The organism is Clostridium sp. CM037 (assembly GCF_055081095.1).
Genome location: NZ_CM143650.1, coordinates 626,471 through 644,986, shown reverse-complemented (window position 1 = coordinate 644,986; position 18,516 = coordinate 626,471). Strand labels below are relative to the sequence as shown.

Below are 18,516 nucleotides of genomic sequence, written 5' to 3'. Positions count from 1 at the left end.
CAAATTTTCTTTTACATTCTCATATTAATATTCATTCTCATACAAAGGTTAATCTCCGCTCTTTTTATTCAAAATACTACTTAAATCCTAAGAGACCTCCTATTTGGTATACTAAAACTGCTCCTATCCAACCAATTACGCAAGTATATATTACTGCCATAATTGCCCATTTTCTAGAGTTTGTTTCTCTTCTTATTGCACCTATTGTAGCTGCACAAGGACAATACAATAAAGTCATTACCATAAATGCTAGAGATGTAAGAGGCGTAAATGCCTGTTGAATAGCCGCGGTTAATGATGCATCATTTGATGCTGCATAAACTGTTCCCAAAGTACTAACCACTGCTTCTTTAGCAGCAAGACCTGTTATAAGTGCCACTCCAGCCTGCCAAGTTCCAAAACCTGCCAGTTTAAATATTGGTGCAATAACCGCCCCTACTGATCCAATTAAGCTCTCTCTAGTTCCTGGCTCAATTCCCATTGGTAAGTTTGAGAGTACCCAAACAATTATAACTAGCCCTAATATAATTGTACTCATCTTTTTTAGAAAATGAGAGGATTTTTCCCACATATGAATAAATACACTTTTAGCTGTAGGTATACGATAAGGTGGAAGTTCCATTACAAAATAAGATTCTTCTCCTTTAAATACTTTCGCGCTTAAAAATTTACCCATTAATATTGCAACTGCGATCCCTAGCAAGTAAAGACCAAATACAATAATTCCACCTGCATCAAAAATCCAAACTTTTCTACCTGCAAAGAAAGCACCAGCAAATAATGCATAAACTGGAAGTCTTGCACTACAAGATACAAACGGATTTATAAGTATAGCCACCATTCTATCTTTTCTACTATCTAATGCTCTCGTAGACATTATCCCTGCCACATTACAACCACTAGAAATTATAAGAGATACCGCTGTTTTACCATGAAGCCCTATTGAATTCATAAACTTATCCATTATATATGCTGCCCTTGCCATGTATCCACTATCTTCAAGAATAGCTATAAGAAAATACATAGTGAAAATCATAGGTGTAAATACAAATACTGCCCCAAGTCCTCCTATTATTCCATCAGTTATAAATGATTGTAACAGTGCAGGCGTTCCCATACTAGCCAAAATGCCACCTACAAAATCTCCTAGAGCACTAAATCCACTATCTACTAGTCCTCCTAAAAATTCATTCCCAAAGGTCATTGATAGCTGATACATAAGAAACATTACTAATGCAAATATTGGTATTCCAAACCACCTGTGAGTAGTCCATTTGTCTATTTTATCAGAAGTACTTTCTACATTCGATACTTCTTTTTTAACACTATTTTGTACTATTTTACTTATAAATTCGTATCTTTTATCTATTATAAAAGCATCTGGTTCATAACCTATTTTCCCGGTTAATTTTTCTACACTTTTTTCTAATGTAGCATTTATCTTTTCAAATTTTTCATTCTCATTTGTATATTTCTTTATATATTCATCGCCTTCTAAAAGCTTAAGTGATGTCCATTGTACTGGGTATTCTAAAGTAGCTGAAGTTTCTAAAAAAGTTTCTGTAAGCAACTTAATTTCTTTATCTATGTCACTACCATAATCAATTTTAAATGCATCGCATTCTAATGAATCGCCTATTTTTATTGCTTCGCGTATAAGTTCTTTTATACCCTCGCTCTTAGTCGCAATAGTCGCAACAACAGGTATATTTAATGCTTTTGATACCTTATTAACGTTTATTTCTATGTTTTTGTTTCTTGCTTCATCCATCATATTAAGTGCTAAAACCATCTTTGCACCAGTTTCTAAAATTTGCATAGTTAAATATAAATTTCTTTCAATATTACTTGAGTCAATCACATTAATCACTACGTCTGGCTTACTTTTCAGTATAAAGTCGCGGGCTATTATTTCATCATCTGAGTATGCTCCAAGACTATAAGTTCCTGGTAAATCCACCACAATTATGTTTCTGCCTTCAAACTTAAATTTACCTTCTTTTTTTTCAACTGTAACTCCTGGCCAGTTACCGACATGTTGCTTTGAACCAGTTAATGAATTAAACAAACTAGTTTTCCCACAATTAGGATTACCAGCTAAAGCTATTACTAAATCTTTACTCATATTGCTCCCCCATAATTTCGCATTATTTTAAACTTCTCGGACCATAACCTTTTGTGCCATAGCTCGCCCCAGAACTAATCGAGTTTCTCCGACTTTCACAATTAAAGGACCATTATCATTTTTCATAATTTTTACTATAGCACCCTTGCTCATGCCCATCTCCATGATTTTCTTGCACATACTCTCGCCGCCTTGTACACTATTAATCTCTGCAAACTTTCCTATTCCAATAAAATTTAGTGGCATATTCATCATTCCCACCTCCATATTATTTTTCACACTTAAATGTCATTAAATCAATTTCACCATAATATCTCTTGCTTCGCTTTTTCTAAGGCTTAAAGAATACCCTCTAACCTGAAGCTCTATAGGATCACCCATAGGTGCTTTTCCTATTACAACAATTTCTGTACCTTTAACTATTCCCATATCCATTATTCTTCTTCGAACTTTACTTGCTAACGATATATCTACTACTTTAACCCTAGTTTTCAATTCTATTTCTACTAATGATATTTGATTTGTCATAAAATCACTCCTCTTAAACTTTATTGACGATATTGAAATTCATTATCAACTGCTATATAAAAAAATATATTTAATTTCTATGTAATACTCGTAATCATTTGATTTCCATTATCATCATACCGTAATATAGAATATTTGTAAACAACTATATTATATTTTTTACTAGAATTAATCCATTAATCTAATTTAGCTCGTCTACTATTTTTATATATTATTAATCTTAAATTTGTATACATACCAAATATTATTGTATAAATACACAATCTTAACCAGTCCATCTCTTTTCTATATAATAGTCAAAAAAAAATTAAGCCCTCTAATTTAATAGAGGGCTATTTATTTTATTTTCAAAATTATATTATACAGGTCCCATTAACCTAATAGGTATGTACCCTTTTTTCATTAATTTACTTTTAGATCTTACATCTTTTCTTGCTACTGGAATTGGCTCGTAGGGTGTAACTGTAGGTATGTTTTGTTCATACACATTTAAATTATCACTGTTTTTCTTATCTGAATCTATATATAACATAATATGTCCTTTTCCACTGCCATTATCTAAAAGCAAAGCATCTGCTGGTTTCAAATCATCCCAGGATATTTGGCTGACAAATTTTTTCCCTGTTTTACTAGTTCTCTTTACCTCATCATAAAGAGTAAGAGTAGTCTGCCTTTTTATGCCCCAAGCTGCACTAACTAAACCAGAACAATCATTACCATATAGTCCTTTATTTTTATTAATTTTATTTAGAAAATCACTTGGTGATGAAACTTGATATGGGTCCATACTATATGGTACCCCCTGATATACTTTCCCTTTAATAAAAGTATAAGAACAACTCTTATCAACCATATTACGCTTAGGTATCCATTTTACTTCAGTCATTGCCTTTGCTTTGTTAAGACTCTCAATTTTTAAATCATCAGACTTACTTTCACCTTTAACTTTAGGAATATCAGAATCGGCTTTGGCATTATAGACTATATCACTATCTTTTAAAGAAAATGGAGAGATTTTCGGTATATTACTTAGGCTTGTACTGCTTCTAACCGGATTATGTGTAGGCGTTAATATAATAAAAACAAATAGAAACAAGACTATTGCAGAAAATATATTTATTACTATTTTGGCACCTTTAAACGTCATTCTCATATTTCACCCACTTTTTAAATATATAGTATACTTAATACTATTCTATTCAATAAAAAGTGAAACATTCCAAATAAATAATAATTGTATTATTTTTATAAGTTTATGCATTTATCGTATTATTCCTATAAGTTTATACATATTATTATAATAACATTTATTGGATAATTATACATTTTCTAAGGTGCCATAGCAATGATTTCAAGTCCCCTAGTTTCATCTATTCCAAACATTATATTCATATTTTGCACAGCTTGACCTGCGGCACCTTTTATTAAATTATCTATAGCAGATATTACGATTACTCTTTTTGTACGCTTATCTACTTTGATTCCAATATGACATAAATCCGAGCCTCTTACCCATCTTGTTTCAGGTAATCCATTAATAATCTTTACAAAATAATCTTCCTTGTAGAAATCTCTATATAAATCTATAAGCTCACCTGTAGTTACGTCTTTCAAAAGTGACCCATAACAGGTTGATAAAATTCCACGATTCATTGGTACTAAATGCGGAGTAAAACATATCATTAAATCATCGCATGCAGCCTTACTTAGCTCTTGTTCAATTTCTGGAGTATGTCTATGACTAGCAACTGCATAAGCTTTAATTGACTCATTACATTCTGTAAAAAGTGAGCTAATATTCGCAGATCTACCCGCTCCAGATACTCCAGATTTAGCATCAACTATTATGGATTTTAGATCTATTAGATTGTTTTTCAAAAGCGGAGTTAGCGCTAATATAGTAGCCGTTGGAAAACACCCTGGATTAGCTAACAAGTTGCACTCTTTTATAGCTTCTCTGTTTGATTCGGTTAAGCCATAAACAGCGCTTGCTAAAAGGCCTTCACTTTCATGTTTAACGCCATACCACTGCTCATATACTTCCTTAAATTTCAGTCTGAAATCAGCCCCTAAATCTATCACTTTTACCCCAAGCGATAATGCTTTTTCAGTTATTTTAAAGGCCTTGCCCTGTGGCAACGCAATGAAAAGAACATTTATATTTGATAATTTACTTATAGCGGTTTCCATATCAACGCAAATGTCATCTATATAACTATAGAAGTTATTATAGATGTCACTATAGCCCATTTCTGCATAATTATGATAAGAATAAAATTCTACATTAACCTCTGGATGCTTGTACAAAAGCCATGTTAATTGTTCACCCGCATAGCCAGTGGCCCCCATTATTCCAGCCTTTATCATAATAACCACCTCTTAATTAAATTTAATGTTAAAAGTGATTATACAATAACCTTATAAAAAAATCAATATTTTATTGAATGCTTATTCAAATTGGTGTATAATTATTCAAAAGTTGCAAAGTTCATAAAATTTAATGGAAATTACATATTAAAGTTGGAGGCCAGAATGGATATAACCGATAATCACTTAAATATAAAAGAGTTTTTACAAATTAATAAGTATGAGGGAAAGACCTTCGTTATAAAATATGGCGGAAGCATAATGAGTAACAAAGCCGCTGAGTTGGCCTTTGTAGAAGATGTAGTGCTTATGACAAGGGTCGGTATTAAAGTGATTATAGTGCATGGTGGTGGTGCTGAAATTAATAAGTGGATTGAAAAAACCGGTGGAGAGCATAAATTTATAAAAGGATTAAGGGTTACAAACAGCGTTACTATGGAAGTTGTAGAGATGGTCCTATCAGGAAATATTAACAAAAGACTATCTTCTATATTAAGTACAAGAGGACTAAATGCCATAGGTATAAGCGGTAAAGATAGTAATCTAATAGAGGCTAAAAAGAAGTTTGTTTATAAAGGTAACCAAAAGTTTGATATAGGTTACGTTGGAGAAGTTGTTAATATTAATTCGCAGCTATTACAAACTTTAATTAAAAATAACTATATCCCAGTTATTTCTCCTGTAGGCATAGGAGAGGACGGACATAGTTACAATGTAAATGCAGATTATGCTGCGGCCTTTATAAGTGGTGTGCTAAAAGCTGAAAAGTTATTAATAATGACAGATATAGATGGTGTATATACAGATATAAAAGACCCATCAACACTTTTATCATCAATCACAGTAGCTGAAACTAAAGATTTTATAGATAAGGGTATTGTCTTTGGCGGTATGATTCCAAAACTGGAATGCTGCGTTACTGCTATTAATAAAGGCACTAAAAATGTTCATCTGGTAGATGGAAGAAAAAAACACAGTTTATTACTAAATGTAATCAAGAATTGTGGAACTAAAATTATAACAGCGAAGGAGTAAATAAATGATAGAAAATTGTATAATGGACACTTACGGAAGATATGACGTTACTTTTGAAAAAGGGCTTGGATGCAAGATCTATGATACAAATGGACGTGAATATATAGATTTTCTCTCAGGAGTTGCAGTAAATTGCCTTGGGCATAGCCATCCTGCTATAATAAACGCTATAACTGAGCAAAGCAGTAAACTTATTCATATATCAAATTACTATTGGAATACTCCCCTCGCGCTGCTTGCAACAAAGTTAATAGATAACTGTGATCATAGCAAGGTATTCTTTTGTAACAGTGGTACTGAGGCTGTGGAAACTGCATTAAAGATATCAAGAAAATACGGGAAATTAACAGGTACAAAAGATAAAAATGTACTTTTATATATGGGTAATTCTTTTCATGGTAGAACTATAGGTGCTCTTTCTGTCACAGGTCAGGAGAAATATCAAGAGGATTTTAGACCTTTGATGGACGGTGTACGTAAAATAAATTTTAATGATACTTACGATTTAAAAAAGAATTTCGATGGAAAAGTATGTGGCATAATAATAGAACCAATTCAAGGAGAAGGCGGAGTTGTTTCAGCAAACAAAGAGTTTTTAGAAGAAGCAAGAACTCTTTGTGACAAATACAATGCTCTACTAATTTTTGATGAAGTTCAATGTGGAGTGGGACGCCTCGGAAGTCTATTTGCCTATAAGAAATTCTCTGTTATCCCTGATGTAATCTGCATCGCAAAAGCTCTTGGCGGCGGATTCCCAATAGGTGCAACTATTACCAATGTAAAAGCTTCTACTGCTTTTGTACCCGGTGACCATGGAAGCACTTTTGGTGGAAATCCTCTTGGATGTGCAGTTGCTCTCGCAGTTTTAAAAGAACTCGTAGATGGTGGAATTATAGATGAAATTGACGAGAAGAGTTTTTATTTAAAGGATAGGTTATTAAATATCAAAGCAAAATATGAGATAATAGATGAAATACGCGGTATGGGTCTATTAATTGGTATAAAACTAAAAACCGGCGCAAAGGAGTTTTGTAAATTGTGCTTTGACAAAGGCCTTCTTGTTATTTCAGCTGGAGATAACGTAATAAGATTACTTCCTCCACTTAATATAACAAAAGCAGAACTTGATGATGCTTTAGATATCCTTGAATTAGTAATATCTGAAATTACAATTTAATAAATTAAGATTTTTTTATATGACAAAAGATGCCACTCACTATTTGAGTGGCATCTTTATGTTATAGCTTTGAAAAGATAATTATCTTAGGGGGATACATTATCTTTCTATATGTTTCCCAGTATGTATTTTTTTTATACTCTTTCTAATAAAAGAAATCAAATTATATATTATAATATAAACAGCAAAAACTGCTATGAATCCCCACACTCCTGCCACTATATCAGCAAATTCCATTTGGCCGCGATTGGTAAGCTTCTGCTCCAGTTCGATAGCAAAAACAATAACCAAAAGTACAGTAAATGTATATATAAAAGATAAAATAGAAATGCTATATTTCGCCATAGCCTTAAATGCCATATTAACTACAAAATAAATAAGCATACCAATTATGGCTATGACGATAAAATGAAGCTGCTTATCATCAAGTTGCGTATTAAAACCCGAAGAAAAATTTTCAATTAGATCATGTAATTCATTAACTATTGAAACCATAACTTTTAACATTTCAACCATACCCAGCCTCCTAATCATTTGCTTTTATTGTTTTATCTTATATTACGAAGAAAACTACCGAAATATATTTCAGTAGTTTTCCTTATCTTTTGCTAACTAAAATTTAACTCACTCTAAAAGAGTGGTGTTTTAGACACAGGTTTTGCGTCTTCGTAAATAAATTTATGAATTTGATCTGTGGTAGCCTTAAGATCAGCCTTCAAATACCAAACTCCGCCTATTGTTTTTCCCTCACAGTAGCCATCCACTGGAAATCTCTCCTGCTCTAAAGCAGTTGTCTTAGACGCAATCACTTTTGTCCCAAGGGCCATTACATCCATACTACTCATGCTTGTCTCAGTAAGAGGTAAAAGCTTAGAAACAACAGATGGGAACTCAGTTGCACCTAGTGACTGAATCTTTGTGAGCATACCTGTTAATACAGTTCTTTGTCTTTCAGTTCTCTTAAAATCTCCTCCAGAAGTATAACGTATTCGTGAGTATGCAACAGCTTGAAGTCCATTTAAAGTCTGCGGTCCTGAACTTGTAATTCTACTAATTGATTTTCCTTCAATTCTAGCAGTTTCATTCATATAATCATTCATTAAATTAACTTCATCTTGAGCAACATCTATAGTTACTCCGTTAATACTATCTATTATCTTTTCAAGATTAAAAAAATCAACGGAAACATAATTTCTAATATTTAAATCAAAATTCTCATTAAGGGTTCTTATGGCAAGCTGTGGTCCACCGTAAGCATATGCATGGTTAATCTTTGTTTCATCATGTCCTTTTACTGCTACATATGTATCTCTCATAATAGAGGACATTTTTATTTTCTTGTTTTTTGTATCAACAGAAAGTACCATTATAGAATCCGAACGAGCTGGTTCTTTCTCGGTTCTTCTATCTAAACCGAAGAAAGCAATGTTTGTTATTCCGTTATCCTTTTCTGCTTGTGGCGCTGCATCAGTCTTAATACCTAGATCCTCATCGGTTTTTGATATTTTTACAGTGTTAATTTTACCAAGTTCATAAAAAGTGTAACCAAAAGCTCCCCCAAAAATTAATACACCAATAATAAATAAACTTAAAATAATCTTTGTTGATTTTTTCTTTTTACTCATATTTTCCCCTTCCATCATATGTTGCATATCATTCTGAAAATACTAATTTTTTATATTTTTCTATTCTCTAATTTTCCATATATAGTACTCTGATTATTATATCCCCTTTTCTTGTCGCATGCAATATTTATCTACGCTATGCAAAATCATTTTATCCTGCAATTAATTTGTAGTTATAAAATATCCACAACGTAATTATACTATAATATTTACTATTTTACTATATTTTCCCCATATCCGCATGATATTTTTATACTAATTACAAATTACTTTATTGAATGACTTTTGATATGGAAACTAAGTCATAAACATCTATTATACTATCATTATTGATGTCTAATATGCTTTTATACTCATGGTCCCCTATACGTGAATAATAGGCTTGACCTACTAGTGCTAAATCAATAATGTCTGTTATTCCATTATCATCCACATCTGTTTGTCTAGTTAGCTTCATGGCTCCAAAAGCATCTACAATCGCTCCTGTAACAATTTTATTTTCTAATTCGGGTAATTTATGAGTACTTTCTAAAATACGATTTTTTACTTCAATTGGAGATAAATTCATATCTTCGCTTAAAACAAGTGCTACTACTCCAGTAACATGAGGAGTTGCCATAGATGTTCCACTTTTATAACCATATCCACCCGGCACTGTGCTATAAATACTACCTCCTGGTGCTGCAATATCCACAGATACCGCACCATAATTTGAAAAAGTAGATAAATATCCATTTTTATCTATTGATGATACTGAAATTATGTTAGGCAAATCGAAACTTGATGGATAGTTTTTAACTAAGCCGTCATTATCCAACCCTACTTCATTAATATTACCATTTCCCGCAGCACACATAAATAAAGCATTTGAGCTTTTTATCACCTCATACTCCGCCTGCGAAAAATCTTTACTACCGAATGAACAATTAAATAATTTTACACCATTACTTAAACCATATTGAATAGCATTGATTACGTCACTAGTATATAAAAAGCCTTGAAAATCAGCCACTTTCAAGGCCATTATTTTAACAGTTGGTGCAACTCCTACTGTGCCGATTCCATTAGATGATGCTGCAATTGTTCCACTAACATGAGTACCATGGCTGTTATCATCATAAGAATCATTATTGTCATATGAAAAATTCCATCCATTATGGTCATCCACATAACCATTTTTATCATCATCTATTCCATTATTAGGTATCTCTTTATTATTAATCCATATATTCTCTTTTAAATCTTCATGATAATAATCTATCCCAGAATCAATTACCCCAACCACTAAATTTGGATCACCGGTACTGCTCTTCCAAGCAGTCGCAACATTGATATCTAATCCTTGAGTTGTAGTATTTTCAAGTCCCCACAAGCTACTAAAATACGGTTCATTCTCAGGTGAATTAGATAACTTGCTAATATAATTTGGTTCCGCATATTCAATATTTAAATCGTTATTTAAATTTAATAGTACTTCATCCATAGAAATTTTTTCGTTATCAAATTTAACTAGATCTAGTTGCTTATTTATTTGATTTTCAGATTTAATACTATTCTTTTCCTCTACATCCTGAATAGTTAAATCGCTAATATCTCTTCTGATTTTTACTAGAATTTCGCCTTCCTTAAAGTTTTTCTTTGCCTTATTCTTTTTATAATTGGCCATTATTTTTGCTTTTTTACCTGATTTATCATTTTGGAAATTAACTTCCAAAGAATTATTAGGAGTAGCTTGTACCCTATATCCATATATATTAATCATAAATATAATCATAATTAACCCGTTTATATTCTTTTTTTTCATAAGCACCCCCAAATTAATAATTATATGTCTTCTCCTTACCATTTCATTTTAACGGCATTTATCTATAATTATTAACTTTGCTTCTGATGTTTTTTTCTATAAAAGTACGTTCCACCTACAACTGCAAAGACCAATGCAATTGCACTACCAGTAATCATGCCCCTTTTCCAACCAGAGTTTTTTATAGTTTCATTTCCACTTTCATCCTTAACAGAAAAAGCAGGTTCACTTTTATTAATTTCCACCGTCTCCTTATTAATAGCCTTATTATTTTTTAAAACGTTTGATGAAACGTCTTCTTTTATTTCACTTTCATTATTAACGGAAGAATTAGCATTACTATTTACATTGGGATTTACCACATTACTTTCCTGCTTAGTTTCACTTTCCTTAACAACCAGAGCATCAGTACTAGCTTTTACGTTACTATCTATATCCGGGGCTACTACAATGTTTTCCTTATTAACTGTGGCCTCAGTCTTAGCCTTTTTCATACTATTTGTATCCGGTTTTATCACAGTACTCCCCGGCTTAATTTCTTCAGCTTTACCATCACTACTAACTTTAAGTTCATACCCCTTAAATTCATAAGCAACTTCTTTAATATTTTTATCATAAAGCTGTATTTTCAGATTATAAGTATCATTTGGACTAGCTAAAAATTGTTGACTTTTTAAATGAAAGCTATCTTTCTTCAAAACCTCTGCATTTATTTTTATAAAAGTTCCTGACCCCGAAAACCCATTGGTTTGACCTACACATGAAAATCCTCCAAAGCTTGCTATCCCGCTTGTATTATCTATTTTGTCTCCCACATCAAACGTATTTGTGCCCTTATTAATAATAAGGGCACCTTTTTCAAAAGAAATAATTTTAAAAATCTTAGGATCATACTTTAATCTAGCGGCTCCAGCATATAGACTGTCTATATTATCTATATTTATTATTATCTGGATGGCTTGTCCTATTTCTATATTCCCTTTTACATCCACGCTTAGAGATGGCAAGATTGCTGCTTTGGCAGTTCCTCCATATGTAAATAATATAAAGCATAAAAAACATAGTATTATTTTTTTCATAATAACTATTACCTTTCCTCTCTACCATTTTTACAATAGACTAATTCCTTAATTTTTTATATTGTTTCTGTATAAATAAAAATTATAATTTTTAGCCGCAAGTGCAATATCCATTATATTCACAACCCCATCCATATTCACATCGGAATTCTCAATGGATATTCTGTTAGTATCATTAATAACTGTTCCCTGTCCATTAATGCTTTTAGATTGTTGTACAAAATCGTAAATATCGACTTGTCCGTCTCCATTTGTATCGCCGACGGGTTTTATCCAATTTCCTGCCACATAGCCACTTTTATTATTACCTTCAACCTGATATCTTACATAACTATCTTTAATTATGGGATTACCAATTATGGTTACAACATCATTTTTATTATAATTACCAATTACTTTCATATTTCCATCTCTTATAGCTAAATAATCGTTGGTAACTATATATTTATAATCTTTATCCTTAATTTTAAAATCTCCAGCATGTTTACCACTTATTTCTGCTATATCTGTTCTTGGTAAAACTCCTGCAGTGAATAGACTAGGATTGTATGCATATAAATCAGTCATGGCCACTTTAAATATATTATTAGCATGTCCTATAACCACTGTTTGATAAGCTTTAGCATGGTTAGATGCAGGATTATTTCTTTCACTAAAACCATTATATGCCCATATTGCATAATACCAATTCTCCAAATAATTTGGTGATCCATTCCCAACCTTTGGTATCTTCCATGTTGGGGATGAATCTTGTAATGCCCATTTGGTAAGTAAAATTTCAGCGCCTTCCCTTATATTAAACTCTATATCATATTTAAGTCTGTTAATATAGGCTATATCAGTAGGAGTAAGGTTTACTTTAACATAATCTGAAACCTGCATTATTCCGATTCCTATACCATCATATCCTATCAATGGTTTACCATTAGAAAACTGTCTCCAAGTTGACTCCTGGTGAGCAATTGCTTTAAATATTGCTGCTGGTATTCCCTTTTCATAAGCTACATTTTCAATGATTTTTTCTATTTCATCATGTGATGGATTATTAATATACTCTGAGGAATTTAAAGTACTATCACCAAGAGTATAACTAAGCTTTTCTGTTTTTAACAGAATAAGTTTATTATCCTCTAAACTGAAATGATTTTTAACAGTAAAAGATGGAACTGCATTAGAATCATTTTCAACATACATAGGTGTTTCCTCTAAAACTTCTCCATTATCTTTTACAGTTACAACGCCTTTATAAATCTCTTCCTTATGTATAATCTCTTTCATTTCACTACCATCCATTTTATATATGGAATATGATAGCGTACCAGACGTATCCCTTGTTTTATTTTGAATTAATATCTTTGTATCTTTATTTTTTTTATCCTTAATAAAAGCTATAGTTCTGTAAACATTCTTATCTTCATTTTTTTGAAAGATAACTTTTCCGTCAATTGAAAAAATATTAAGTGCACCATTATTAAACTTTACTGTCTCTTCATTACCATCGTTATTTAAATCAATTTTCGTATCTCCATTACCTGCAAAAACACGTTTTGTGAAATTGGGTAAATTGCAATATATTAAACTTATGCAAAGTATTGCTGGGACCACTCTAAAAACGAATTTAAGTTTTTCATTGATTTTTTTTACTTCCATTAATATCACCATCCATATAAATTTTTGCGTTTATTTTAAATAGACATTTCTTAAATTATGTACCCTTTTATTGTCGTTCTTTACTATGGAACACTTTAGTTAAATATAAAAAATTTAACATACACAAGCCCCTATCTTTAAATTTATTAATCCCCCTGGTCCTCATCCCCTTTTTTTGATTTTATAACATATTTATAGCACAATAACAATTATTTTACAATCTGTCGAAATATAATAATATTGTTTATAACTTAGTGGGATTGTATAAAGTTATGCATAATTTTAACGATACTCTAATTTATGGTTAAATATTCTTCGGTTTCTTTTCAATGCCATGTTCAGACCATAGGTTATGTGCAAAATGAGGGATGGCAAGCAACCCTCATTGATTTTTCATACTAAAAAAGGACCCTTAAAGGCCCTCTTGTATGGTGTTATTTAAATTTTAGTTACTTTGATTTATATTCCTATTGAGTCGTTACTCTTTCTGCCCTTATTAACTTGTAGTGACTCTTTATTTTATTAGTAATAAAGCTAATTAATAGTGGTGCGTTAACGCCTACAGGACAATATATTAGACACAGCCACCAAGCACCAGTTACTCTAACTACAGGAAAGTTTGCAATATCATAATATGGTAGACTATATATACATACAACAGCTAAATTAACAATTTTAAAGCTCAAAAAATGCAATGCCATTATAGTTAAGGTGTTTTTGCCAACATATATAAAGTACTTTTTAATTTTTGTATCTATAAATTTGATACTAATTAGTTTAGATATATAAATGACCAAATAAATTCCTAATAAGGCAACTGGTATAAATAATACGAAATTAGAATAATAACCCGATACCATATCTACACTTGAATATGAAGAACATACAATAATCAATATACTGAATATGACAAATGTCGTTATATTCATTTTGATTTTTTCTTCATACTTTCTGTAGACATATCCTATATAAAAAACGAACATAGAAATAAGAATCAAATTTAAATTCTTTGGTAAACTAATCTTAAGGTTTGTTAGAATACCTGCAAGGATAAAAAGCACTAAAGTTATCCCACCCATAATTTCCTCTAAATATTTATTTGTCAATTTCTTTACTAGAAACCCTATAGAACAAAACAATATTTCAACGCCAAACAATACATACAAGAACCAAAATGTCCCCAATAGTTGTTCGCTAGAGCTAAACCATAATATATGAAGTATCTCTTTTATGAATTGACTTATTGAATATTTATTTGCCAGAACTATTCCCACATGGTTACTATCATTACTGTATATATTCATATAAAAAAATATATTATGGAACGCTAAAAATATTACACAATATTTAACATATGGAAAATAAAGCGAACGCACCTTTTTTACAAACACTTTCATTGGATTTATAAAATAATAATTTTCAAAAAAATAACCTGATATAAAGAAAAATAGGGGCATATGAAATAAATAGATTATGTTTGAATATTTAAAATCTGTATGACCAAGAATCACAAATATAATTCCTATTGCTTTTGCTATATCCATATAATCAACATTTTTTGTTTTCACATTTTCACCTCGTTCTATAATTCTACGTATCATACAAATTTCCCTTTAAATCGCCACAAAATTTTCTTTTCAATTAATAATTGCATATAATATGTCGTTTTATGCTACTCAATTTGATTAGTATTAATCTCCATGGTCCTTATCTCCTTTTTTTGATTTTATAACATATTTATAGTACAATAACAATTATTATACAATCTGTAGAAAATACAATAATATTGTTTATAACATAGTGGAATTGTATAAAGTTATGCATAATTTTAACGATACTCTAATGTATTGTTAAATCTTCTTCATTTATAAAGGCTTTTCATAATACATAATATTTTTAGGGGGGAACATTTTTGAAACTTAAACAAACAACTTCTATACTAATTTCATTTTTAATTTTAATTAGCATGCTTATCTCTGGCAGCATAAAGGTCGCTGCTGCAACTGCAAGCAAAATCTCATATTCACTAGATAACAGTTCCATAATAGTTGGACAAGCTTTTAATATTTACGTTAATTGCGAAAATGTAAATGATCTTTATGGAGCATCTGTAGATTTCAAATACGATAAAACAATGTTTCAAATATTAGACATTACCGAAGGCGACACGCTTAAAAATTCAGGTAAGTCATACAATACTGTAATAAATCCAAAAATCCCAGATACTACTGGAGTTGTAAGTATGGGATTGTCTTTACAAGGTAATGTAGCCGGATTTAATGGAACTGGGCAATTATTTGTTATAAAAGCTAAGGCTCTTAAAACAGGAACAGTTAATTTAAAAACTACTAATGATTTTTCACAGTTAGGAACAAACGGCATGAACATGTGTGTTAAATTAGCAGATAGTACTGGTGGAAAGATTTCTGTGAATACATATCAAGATTTAAACTTTAATATTAACTCAACTGCGCCAACAGTAAACCCTCTTTCAGTTTCTTATCAAGGCCATGTACAGACCATAGGCTGGCAGTCATGGGTCAAAGATGGAGAATTAGCAGGCACAGAGGGAAAAGCTTTAAGAGTAGAAGCACTTAAAATAAAATTAGAAAATGCACCAGCAGGACTAAAAATAAAATATAAAACTCACGTAGAAAAGATAGGCTGGCAGGACTGGGTGTATGATGGTTCACTATCAGGAACAGAAGGAAAATCTTTAAGTATAGAAGCAATTCAAATGGAGCTCGAGGGTACTGATTCTGATAGATATAAAATTGAGTATCAATCCCATGTACAAAATGAGGGATGGCAAGCATGGGTTAATAGCGGTCAAATATCGGGTACTTCTGGAAAATCACAGAGAATTGAAGCTATAAGAGTTAGAATTGTAAAAGCACCCTCAGTCTCTTATCAAGGCCATGTAGAGACGATAGGTTGGCAATCCTGGGTTGAAGATGGAGAATTAGCAGGCACTGAATTGCAATCTTTAAGAGTTGAAGCCTTTAGAATAAAATTAGAAAATGCACCAGCAGGTCTAAAAATAAAATATAAAACTCACGTTCAAACTATAGGTTGGCAAGACTGGGTATATGATGGATCCCTCGCCGGAACAGAAGGAAAAGCTTTAAGGATAGAAGCACTACAAATAATGTTAGAAGGAACTGATGCAGATAAATATAGAATCGAGTACCAATCCCATGTACAAAATGAAGGGTGGCAAGACTGGGTTAATGGAGGTCAAATATCAGGTACTTCTGGGAAGGCATTAAGAATTGAAGCTGTAAGAGTTAGGTTAGTAAAGAAATAAAACTTAACATGTCTAAAGACCATTAAATATAATTTTAATAGTCTTTAGATATGTTTTTTTTTGCCCTATTTTTATCTTACTGCGAGTAATTCAATATATAGTATTTTGAAAACAACAGAATAATAGCGAGATTACGATACATGTGCCATTAATAAAATTTGTATATATCATTGTATTAAGTTTACAAATAAAATATAATATAAATTGTAGATATATTGTTAAATATTGAGCTTTTATGTAATATTTTATACCTAAATTTCAATAACTAACTTAGGAGATGATAATTTGAATAAATCGACCAACAAGTTTCTCAAACTTTTTTTTGTTATGTCCATAATTTTTCTTGTGATGTCTATTAATAATAACGCATATGGTGCTACTAATGATGTTATTAATGTTAAATATCAATCTCATGTTCAAGATATTGGTTGGCAGGACTACGTAAGTAATGGTGCCTTATCCGGAACTGAAGGGAAATCCGCCCGTATAGAAGCAATTAAGATTTCTTTAGAAAATGCACCTGCGAGCGCTCATATTAAGTATCAAACCCATATTGAAAAAATTGGTTGGCAAGACTGGACATATGATAATTCATTAGCTGGTACAGAAGGTAAAGGTTTAAAAATGGAAGCTATCAGGATATCGCTTGAAGGCCTTCCTGCTGGATACCATGTGCTTTATCAGGCTCATGTTGAAAATATTGGATGGCAAGCTTGGGTGCAGGATGGCCAAATAGCGGGAACAACTGGAACTTCATCAAGAGTCGAAGCTCTAAGAATAAAAATAGTATCTCCAAATCCCTCAATAATGTACCAGAGCAAAATGGAAAATAGTGGTTTCCAATCTTTTATTGGTGATGGCGAAGTTTCTGGTACAGTTGGACAAGCACTTAAAATGACTGGTATAAATATAGATTTACAGAATGCCCCAAGTGACCTAACTATTAAATACCAAGTATACATGCAAAATGTTGGCTGGAGTAATTGGACATATGATGGACAAATAGCTGGCAGGCCAAACGAAAACTTGAGAATAGAAGGTATTCGTATTATGCTTGAAGGAAATACGTCAAATTATCATGGTCAATACCAAGCCCATGTTCAAGGTAGCGGATGGCAGTCCCCAGTTTATGATGGCGCCATTGCAGGTATTGTTTCCAAATCTCTTAGAATAGAAGCAATTAAAATTAGCTTAATTAAAATTGATCCAGCAAACGTAAATTCTTTGAAAAAGAATATGAAAATTACAATAGATAAGGGTCATAATAATAAAGCTGACGGTGGTTCCCCTGGAATAAGACAAGAAGATGATTTAATAGTAGAAGTAGGTAATAAAGTAATATCCAAACTTCAAAACCTTGGATACATTGTCGTAGATTGTACTCCCACCAATCCTTCAGACACTACTGATTCATTGGATCAACGTACTCGGATATCTAATTCCAATGAAGTTGGAATTTTTGCATCCATTCATTTTAATGCTTTCGATAAAAAAGCTCATGGCACAGAGGTATTCTACCGTTCTGATGCAAGTAAGTCATTAGCTCAAAGTGTATTAAATAATATTGTATCATTAGGTTATACCAATAGAGGCATTAAGTATAAGGAATCATTTTATGTATTAAAACATACAACAGCACCTGCAATATTGATTGAATGCAGTTTCGTTGACTCACCAATTGATATGAATAAATATAATTCAGAAGATCTCTCAAACGCAATTGTAAGGGGATTAACTTCAAATAAATAAAAAATACCACCGTTAAATTATATTTAACGGTGGTATTTCATTCTTATATGTTAATTCAATAGTTTATAAT

15 protein-coding genes are annotated in these 18,516 nt (G+C 31.6%); 4 read left to right on the top strand and 11 right to left on the bottom strand.

Going from position 1 to position 18,516, the window contains the following annotated elements; genetic code table 11:
• Positions 1-76 precede the first annotated feature (76 nt).
• The 5 genes from feoB to argC all read right to left on the bottom strand — a co-directional run bounded on the left by feoB (position 77) and on the right by argC (position 5,020).
• Entirely contained in the window at positions 77-2,125 is a 2,049-nt protein-coding gene (gene feoB, locus ACWJKP_RS03305) for a ferrous iron transport protein B (protein ID WP_165412501.1), read from the bottom strand.
• Between the two features lie 27 nt (positions 2,126-2,152).
• On the bottom strand, positions 2,153-2,380 hold the full coding sequence (locus ACWJKP_RS03300; RefSeq protein ID WP_165412500.1) for a FeoA family protein: 228 nt from the start codon (positions 2,378-2,380) through the stop codon (positions 2,153-2,155).
• A gap of 36 nt (positions 2,381-2,416) precedes the next feature.
• Entirely contained in the window at positions 2,417-2,653 is a 237-nt protein-coding gene (locus ACWJKP_RS03295; protein WP_165412499.1) for a FeoA family protein, read from the bottom strand.
• Between the two features lie 358 nt (positions 2,654-3,011).
• Positions 3,012-3,806, bottom strand: coding sequence for an NlpC/P60 family protein (locus ACWJKP_RS03290; RefSeq protein WP_224579052.1), 795 nt, complete (start codon positions 3,804-3,806; stop codon positions 3,012-3,014).
• 176 nt (positions 3,807-3,982) lie between these two features.
• A complete protein-coding gene (gene argC / locus ACWJKP_RS03285) occupies positions 3,983-5,020 on the bottom strand; it encodes an N-acetyl-gamma-glutamyl-phosphate reductase (RefSeq protein ID WP_165412498.1) in 1,038 nt (345 codons plus the stop codon).
• A gap of 165 nt (positions 5,021-5,185) precedes the next feature.
• Here argC and argB point away from each other — a divergent pair, with 165 nt between their 5' ends.
• Positions 5,186-6,055, top strand: a complete 870-nt coding sequence (gene argB / locus ACWJKP_RS03280; protein WP_165412497.1) for an acetylglutamate kinase — start codon at positions 5,186-5,188, stop codon at positions 6,053-6,055.
• A 4-nt stretch (positions 6,056-6,059) separates the two neighbouring features.
• A complete protein-coding gene (locus ACWJKP_RS03275) occupies positions 6,060-7,232 on the top strand; it encodes an aspartate aminotransferase family protein (protein ID WP_165412496.1) in 1,173 nt (390 codons plus the stop codon).
• A gap of 99 nt (positions 7,233-7,331) precedes the next feature.
• Here the strand turns inward: ACWJKP_RS03275 and ACWJKP_RS03270 are convergent, their stop codons facing one another.
• From ACWJKP_RS03270 to ACWJKP_RS03245, 6 genes are all read right to left on the bottom strand, one after another.
• Entirely contained in the window at positions 7,332-7,748 is a 417-nt protein-coding gene (locus ACWJKP_RS03270) for a hypothetical protein (protein ID WP_165412495.1), read from the bottom strand.
• A gap of 113 nt (positions 7,749-7,861) precedes the next feature.
• A complete protein-coding gene (locus ACWJKP_RS03265) occupies positions 7,862-8,857 on the bottom strand; it encodes an LCP family protein (protein WP_462961409.1) in 996 nt (331 codons plus the stop codon).
• A gap of 271 nt (positions 8,858-9,128) precedes the next feature.
• Entirely contained in the window at positions 9,129-10,661 is a 1,533-nt protein-coding gene (locus ACWJKP_RS03260; RefSeq protein WP_462961408.1) for a S8 family serine peptidase, read from the bottom strand.
• Between the two features lie 71 nt (positions 10,662-10,732).
• Positions 10,733-11,740 (bottom strand): cohesin domain-containing protein, encoded by a 1,008-nt coding sequence (locus tag ACWJKP_RS03255; RefSeq protein ID WP_165412492.1) that lies wholly within the window; start codon positions 11,738-11,740, stop codon positions 10,733-10,735.
• A gap of 48 nt (positions 11,741-11,788) precedes the next feature.
• A complete protein-coding gene (locus ACWJKP_RS03250) occupies positions 11,789-13,390 on the bottom strand; it encodes a dockerin type I repeat-containing protein (protein WP_165412491.1) in 1,602 nt (533 codons plus the stop codon).
• 467 nt (positions 13,391-13,857) lie between these two features.
• A complete protein-coding gene (locus ACWJKP_RS03245) occupies positions 13,858-14,991 on the bottom strand; it encodes an acyltransferase family protein (RefSeq protein ID WP_165412490.1) in 1,134 nt (377 codons plus the stop codon).
• A 311-nt stretch (positions 14,992-15,302) separates the two neighbouring features.
• Here ACWJKP_RS03245 and ACWJKP_RS03240 point away from each other — a divergent pair, with 311 nt between their 5' ends.
• Positions 15,303-16,697: a cohesin domain-containing protein gene (locus tag ACWJKP_RS03240; RefSeq protein ID WP_165412489.1), complete on the top strand. Its 1,395-nt coding sequence runs from the start codon at positions 15,303-15,305 to the stop codon at positions 16,695-16,697.
• Positions 16,698-16,982: 285 nt separating this feature from the next.
• Positions 16,983-18,446 (top strand): N-acetylmuramoyl-L-alanine amidase, encoded by a 1,464-nt coding sequence (locus ACWJKP_RS03235; protein ID WP_165412488.1) that lies wholly within the window; start codon positions 16,983-16,985, stop codon positions 18,444-18,446.
• The last annotated feature ends 70 nt before the right edge of the window (positions 18,447-18,516 follow it).

Excerpts from the sequence above, each read along its gene's own strand:
- ACWJKP_RS03255 (WP_165412492.1), bottom strand. The coding sequence starts at position 11,740 with ATGAAAAAAATAATACTATGTTTTTTATGCTTTATATTATTTACATAT.
- argC (WP_165412498.1), bottom strand. The coding sequence starts at position 5,020 with ATGATAAAGGCTGGAATAATGGGGGCCACTGGCTATGCGGGTGAACAA.
- ACWJKP_RS03300 (WP_165412500.1), bottom strand. The coding sequence starts at position 2,380 with ATGATGAATATGCCACTAAATTTTATTGGAATAGGAAAGTTTGCAGAG.
- ACWJKP_RS03250 (WP_165412491.1), bottom strand. The coding sequence starts at position 13,390 with ATGGAAGTAAAAAAAATCAATGAAAAACTTAAATTCGTTTTTAGAGTG.
- ACWJKP_RS03260 (WP_462961408.1), bottom strand. The coding sequence starts at position 10,661 with ATGAAAAAAAAGAATATAAACGGGTTAATTATGATTATATTTATGATT.
- ACWJKP_RS03290 (WP_224579052.1), bottom strand. The coding sequence starts at position 3,806 with ATGAGAATGACGTTTAAAGGTGCCAAAATAGTAATAAATATATTTTCT.
- argB (WP_165412497.1), top strand. The coding sequence starts at position 5,186 with ATGGATATAACCGATAATCACTTAAATATAAAAGAGTTTTTACAAATT.
- ACWJKP_RS03295 (WP_165412499.1), bottom strand. The coding sequence starts at position 2,653 with ATGACAAATCAAATATCATTAGTAGAAATAGAATTGAAAACTAGGGTT.
- ACWJKP_RS03245 (WP_165412490.1), bottom strand. The coding sequence starts at position 14,991 with ATGATACGTAGAATTATAGAACGAGGTGAAAATGTGAAAACAAAAAAT.
- feoB (WP_165412501.1), bottom strand. The coding sequence starts at position 2,125 with ATGAGTAAAGATTTAGTAATAGCTTTAGCTGGTAATCCTAATTGTGGG.
- ACWJKP_RS03270 (WP_165412495.1), bottom strand. The coding sequence starts at position 7,748 with ATGGTTGAAATGTTAAAAGTTATGGTTTCAATAGTTAATGAATTACAT.
- ACWJKP_RS03275 (WP_165412496.1), top strand. The coding sequence starts at position 6,060 with ATGATAGAAAATTGTATAATGGACACTTACGGAAGATATGACGTTACT.
- ACWJKP_RS03265 (WP_462961409.1), bottom strand. The coding sequence starts at position 8,857 with ATGAGTAAAAAGAAAAAATCAACAAAGATTATTTTAAGTTTATTTATT.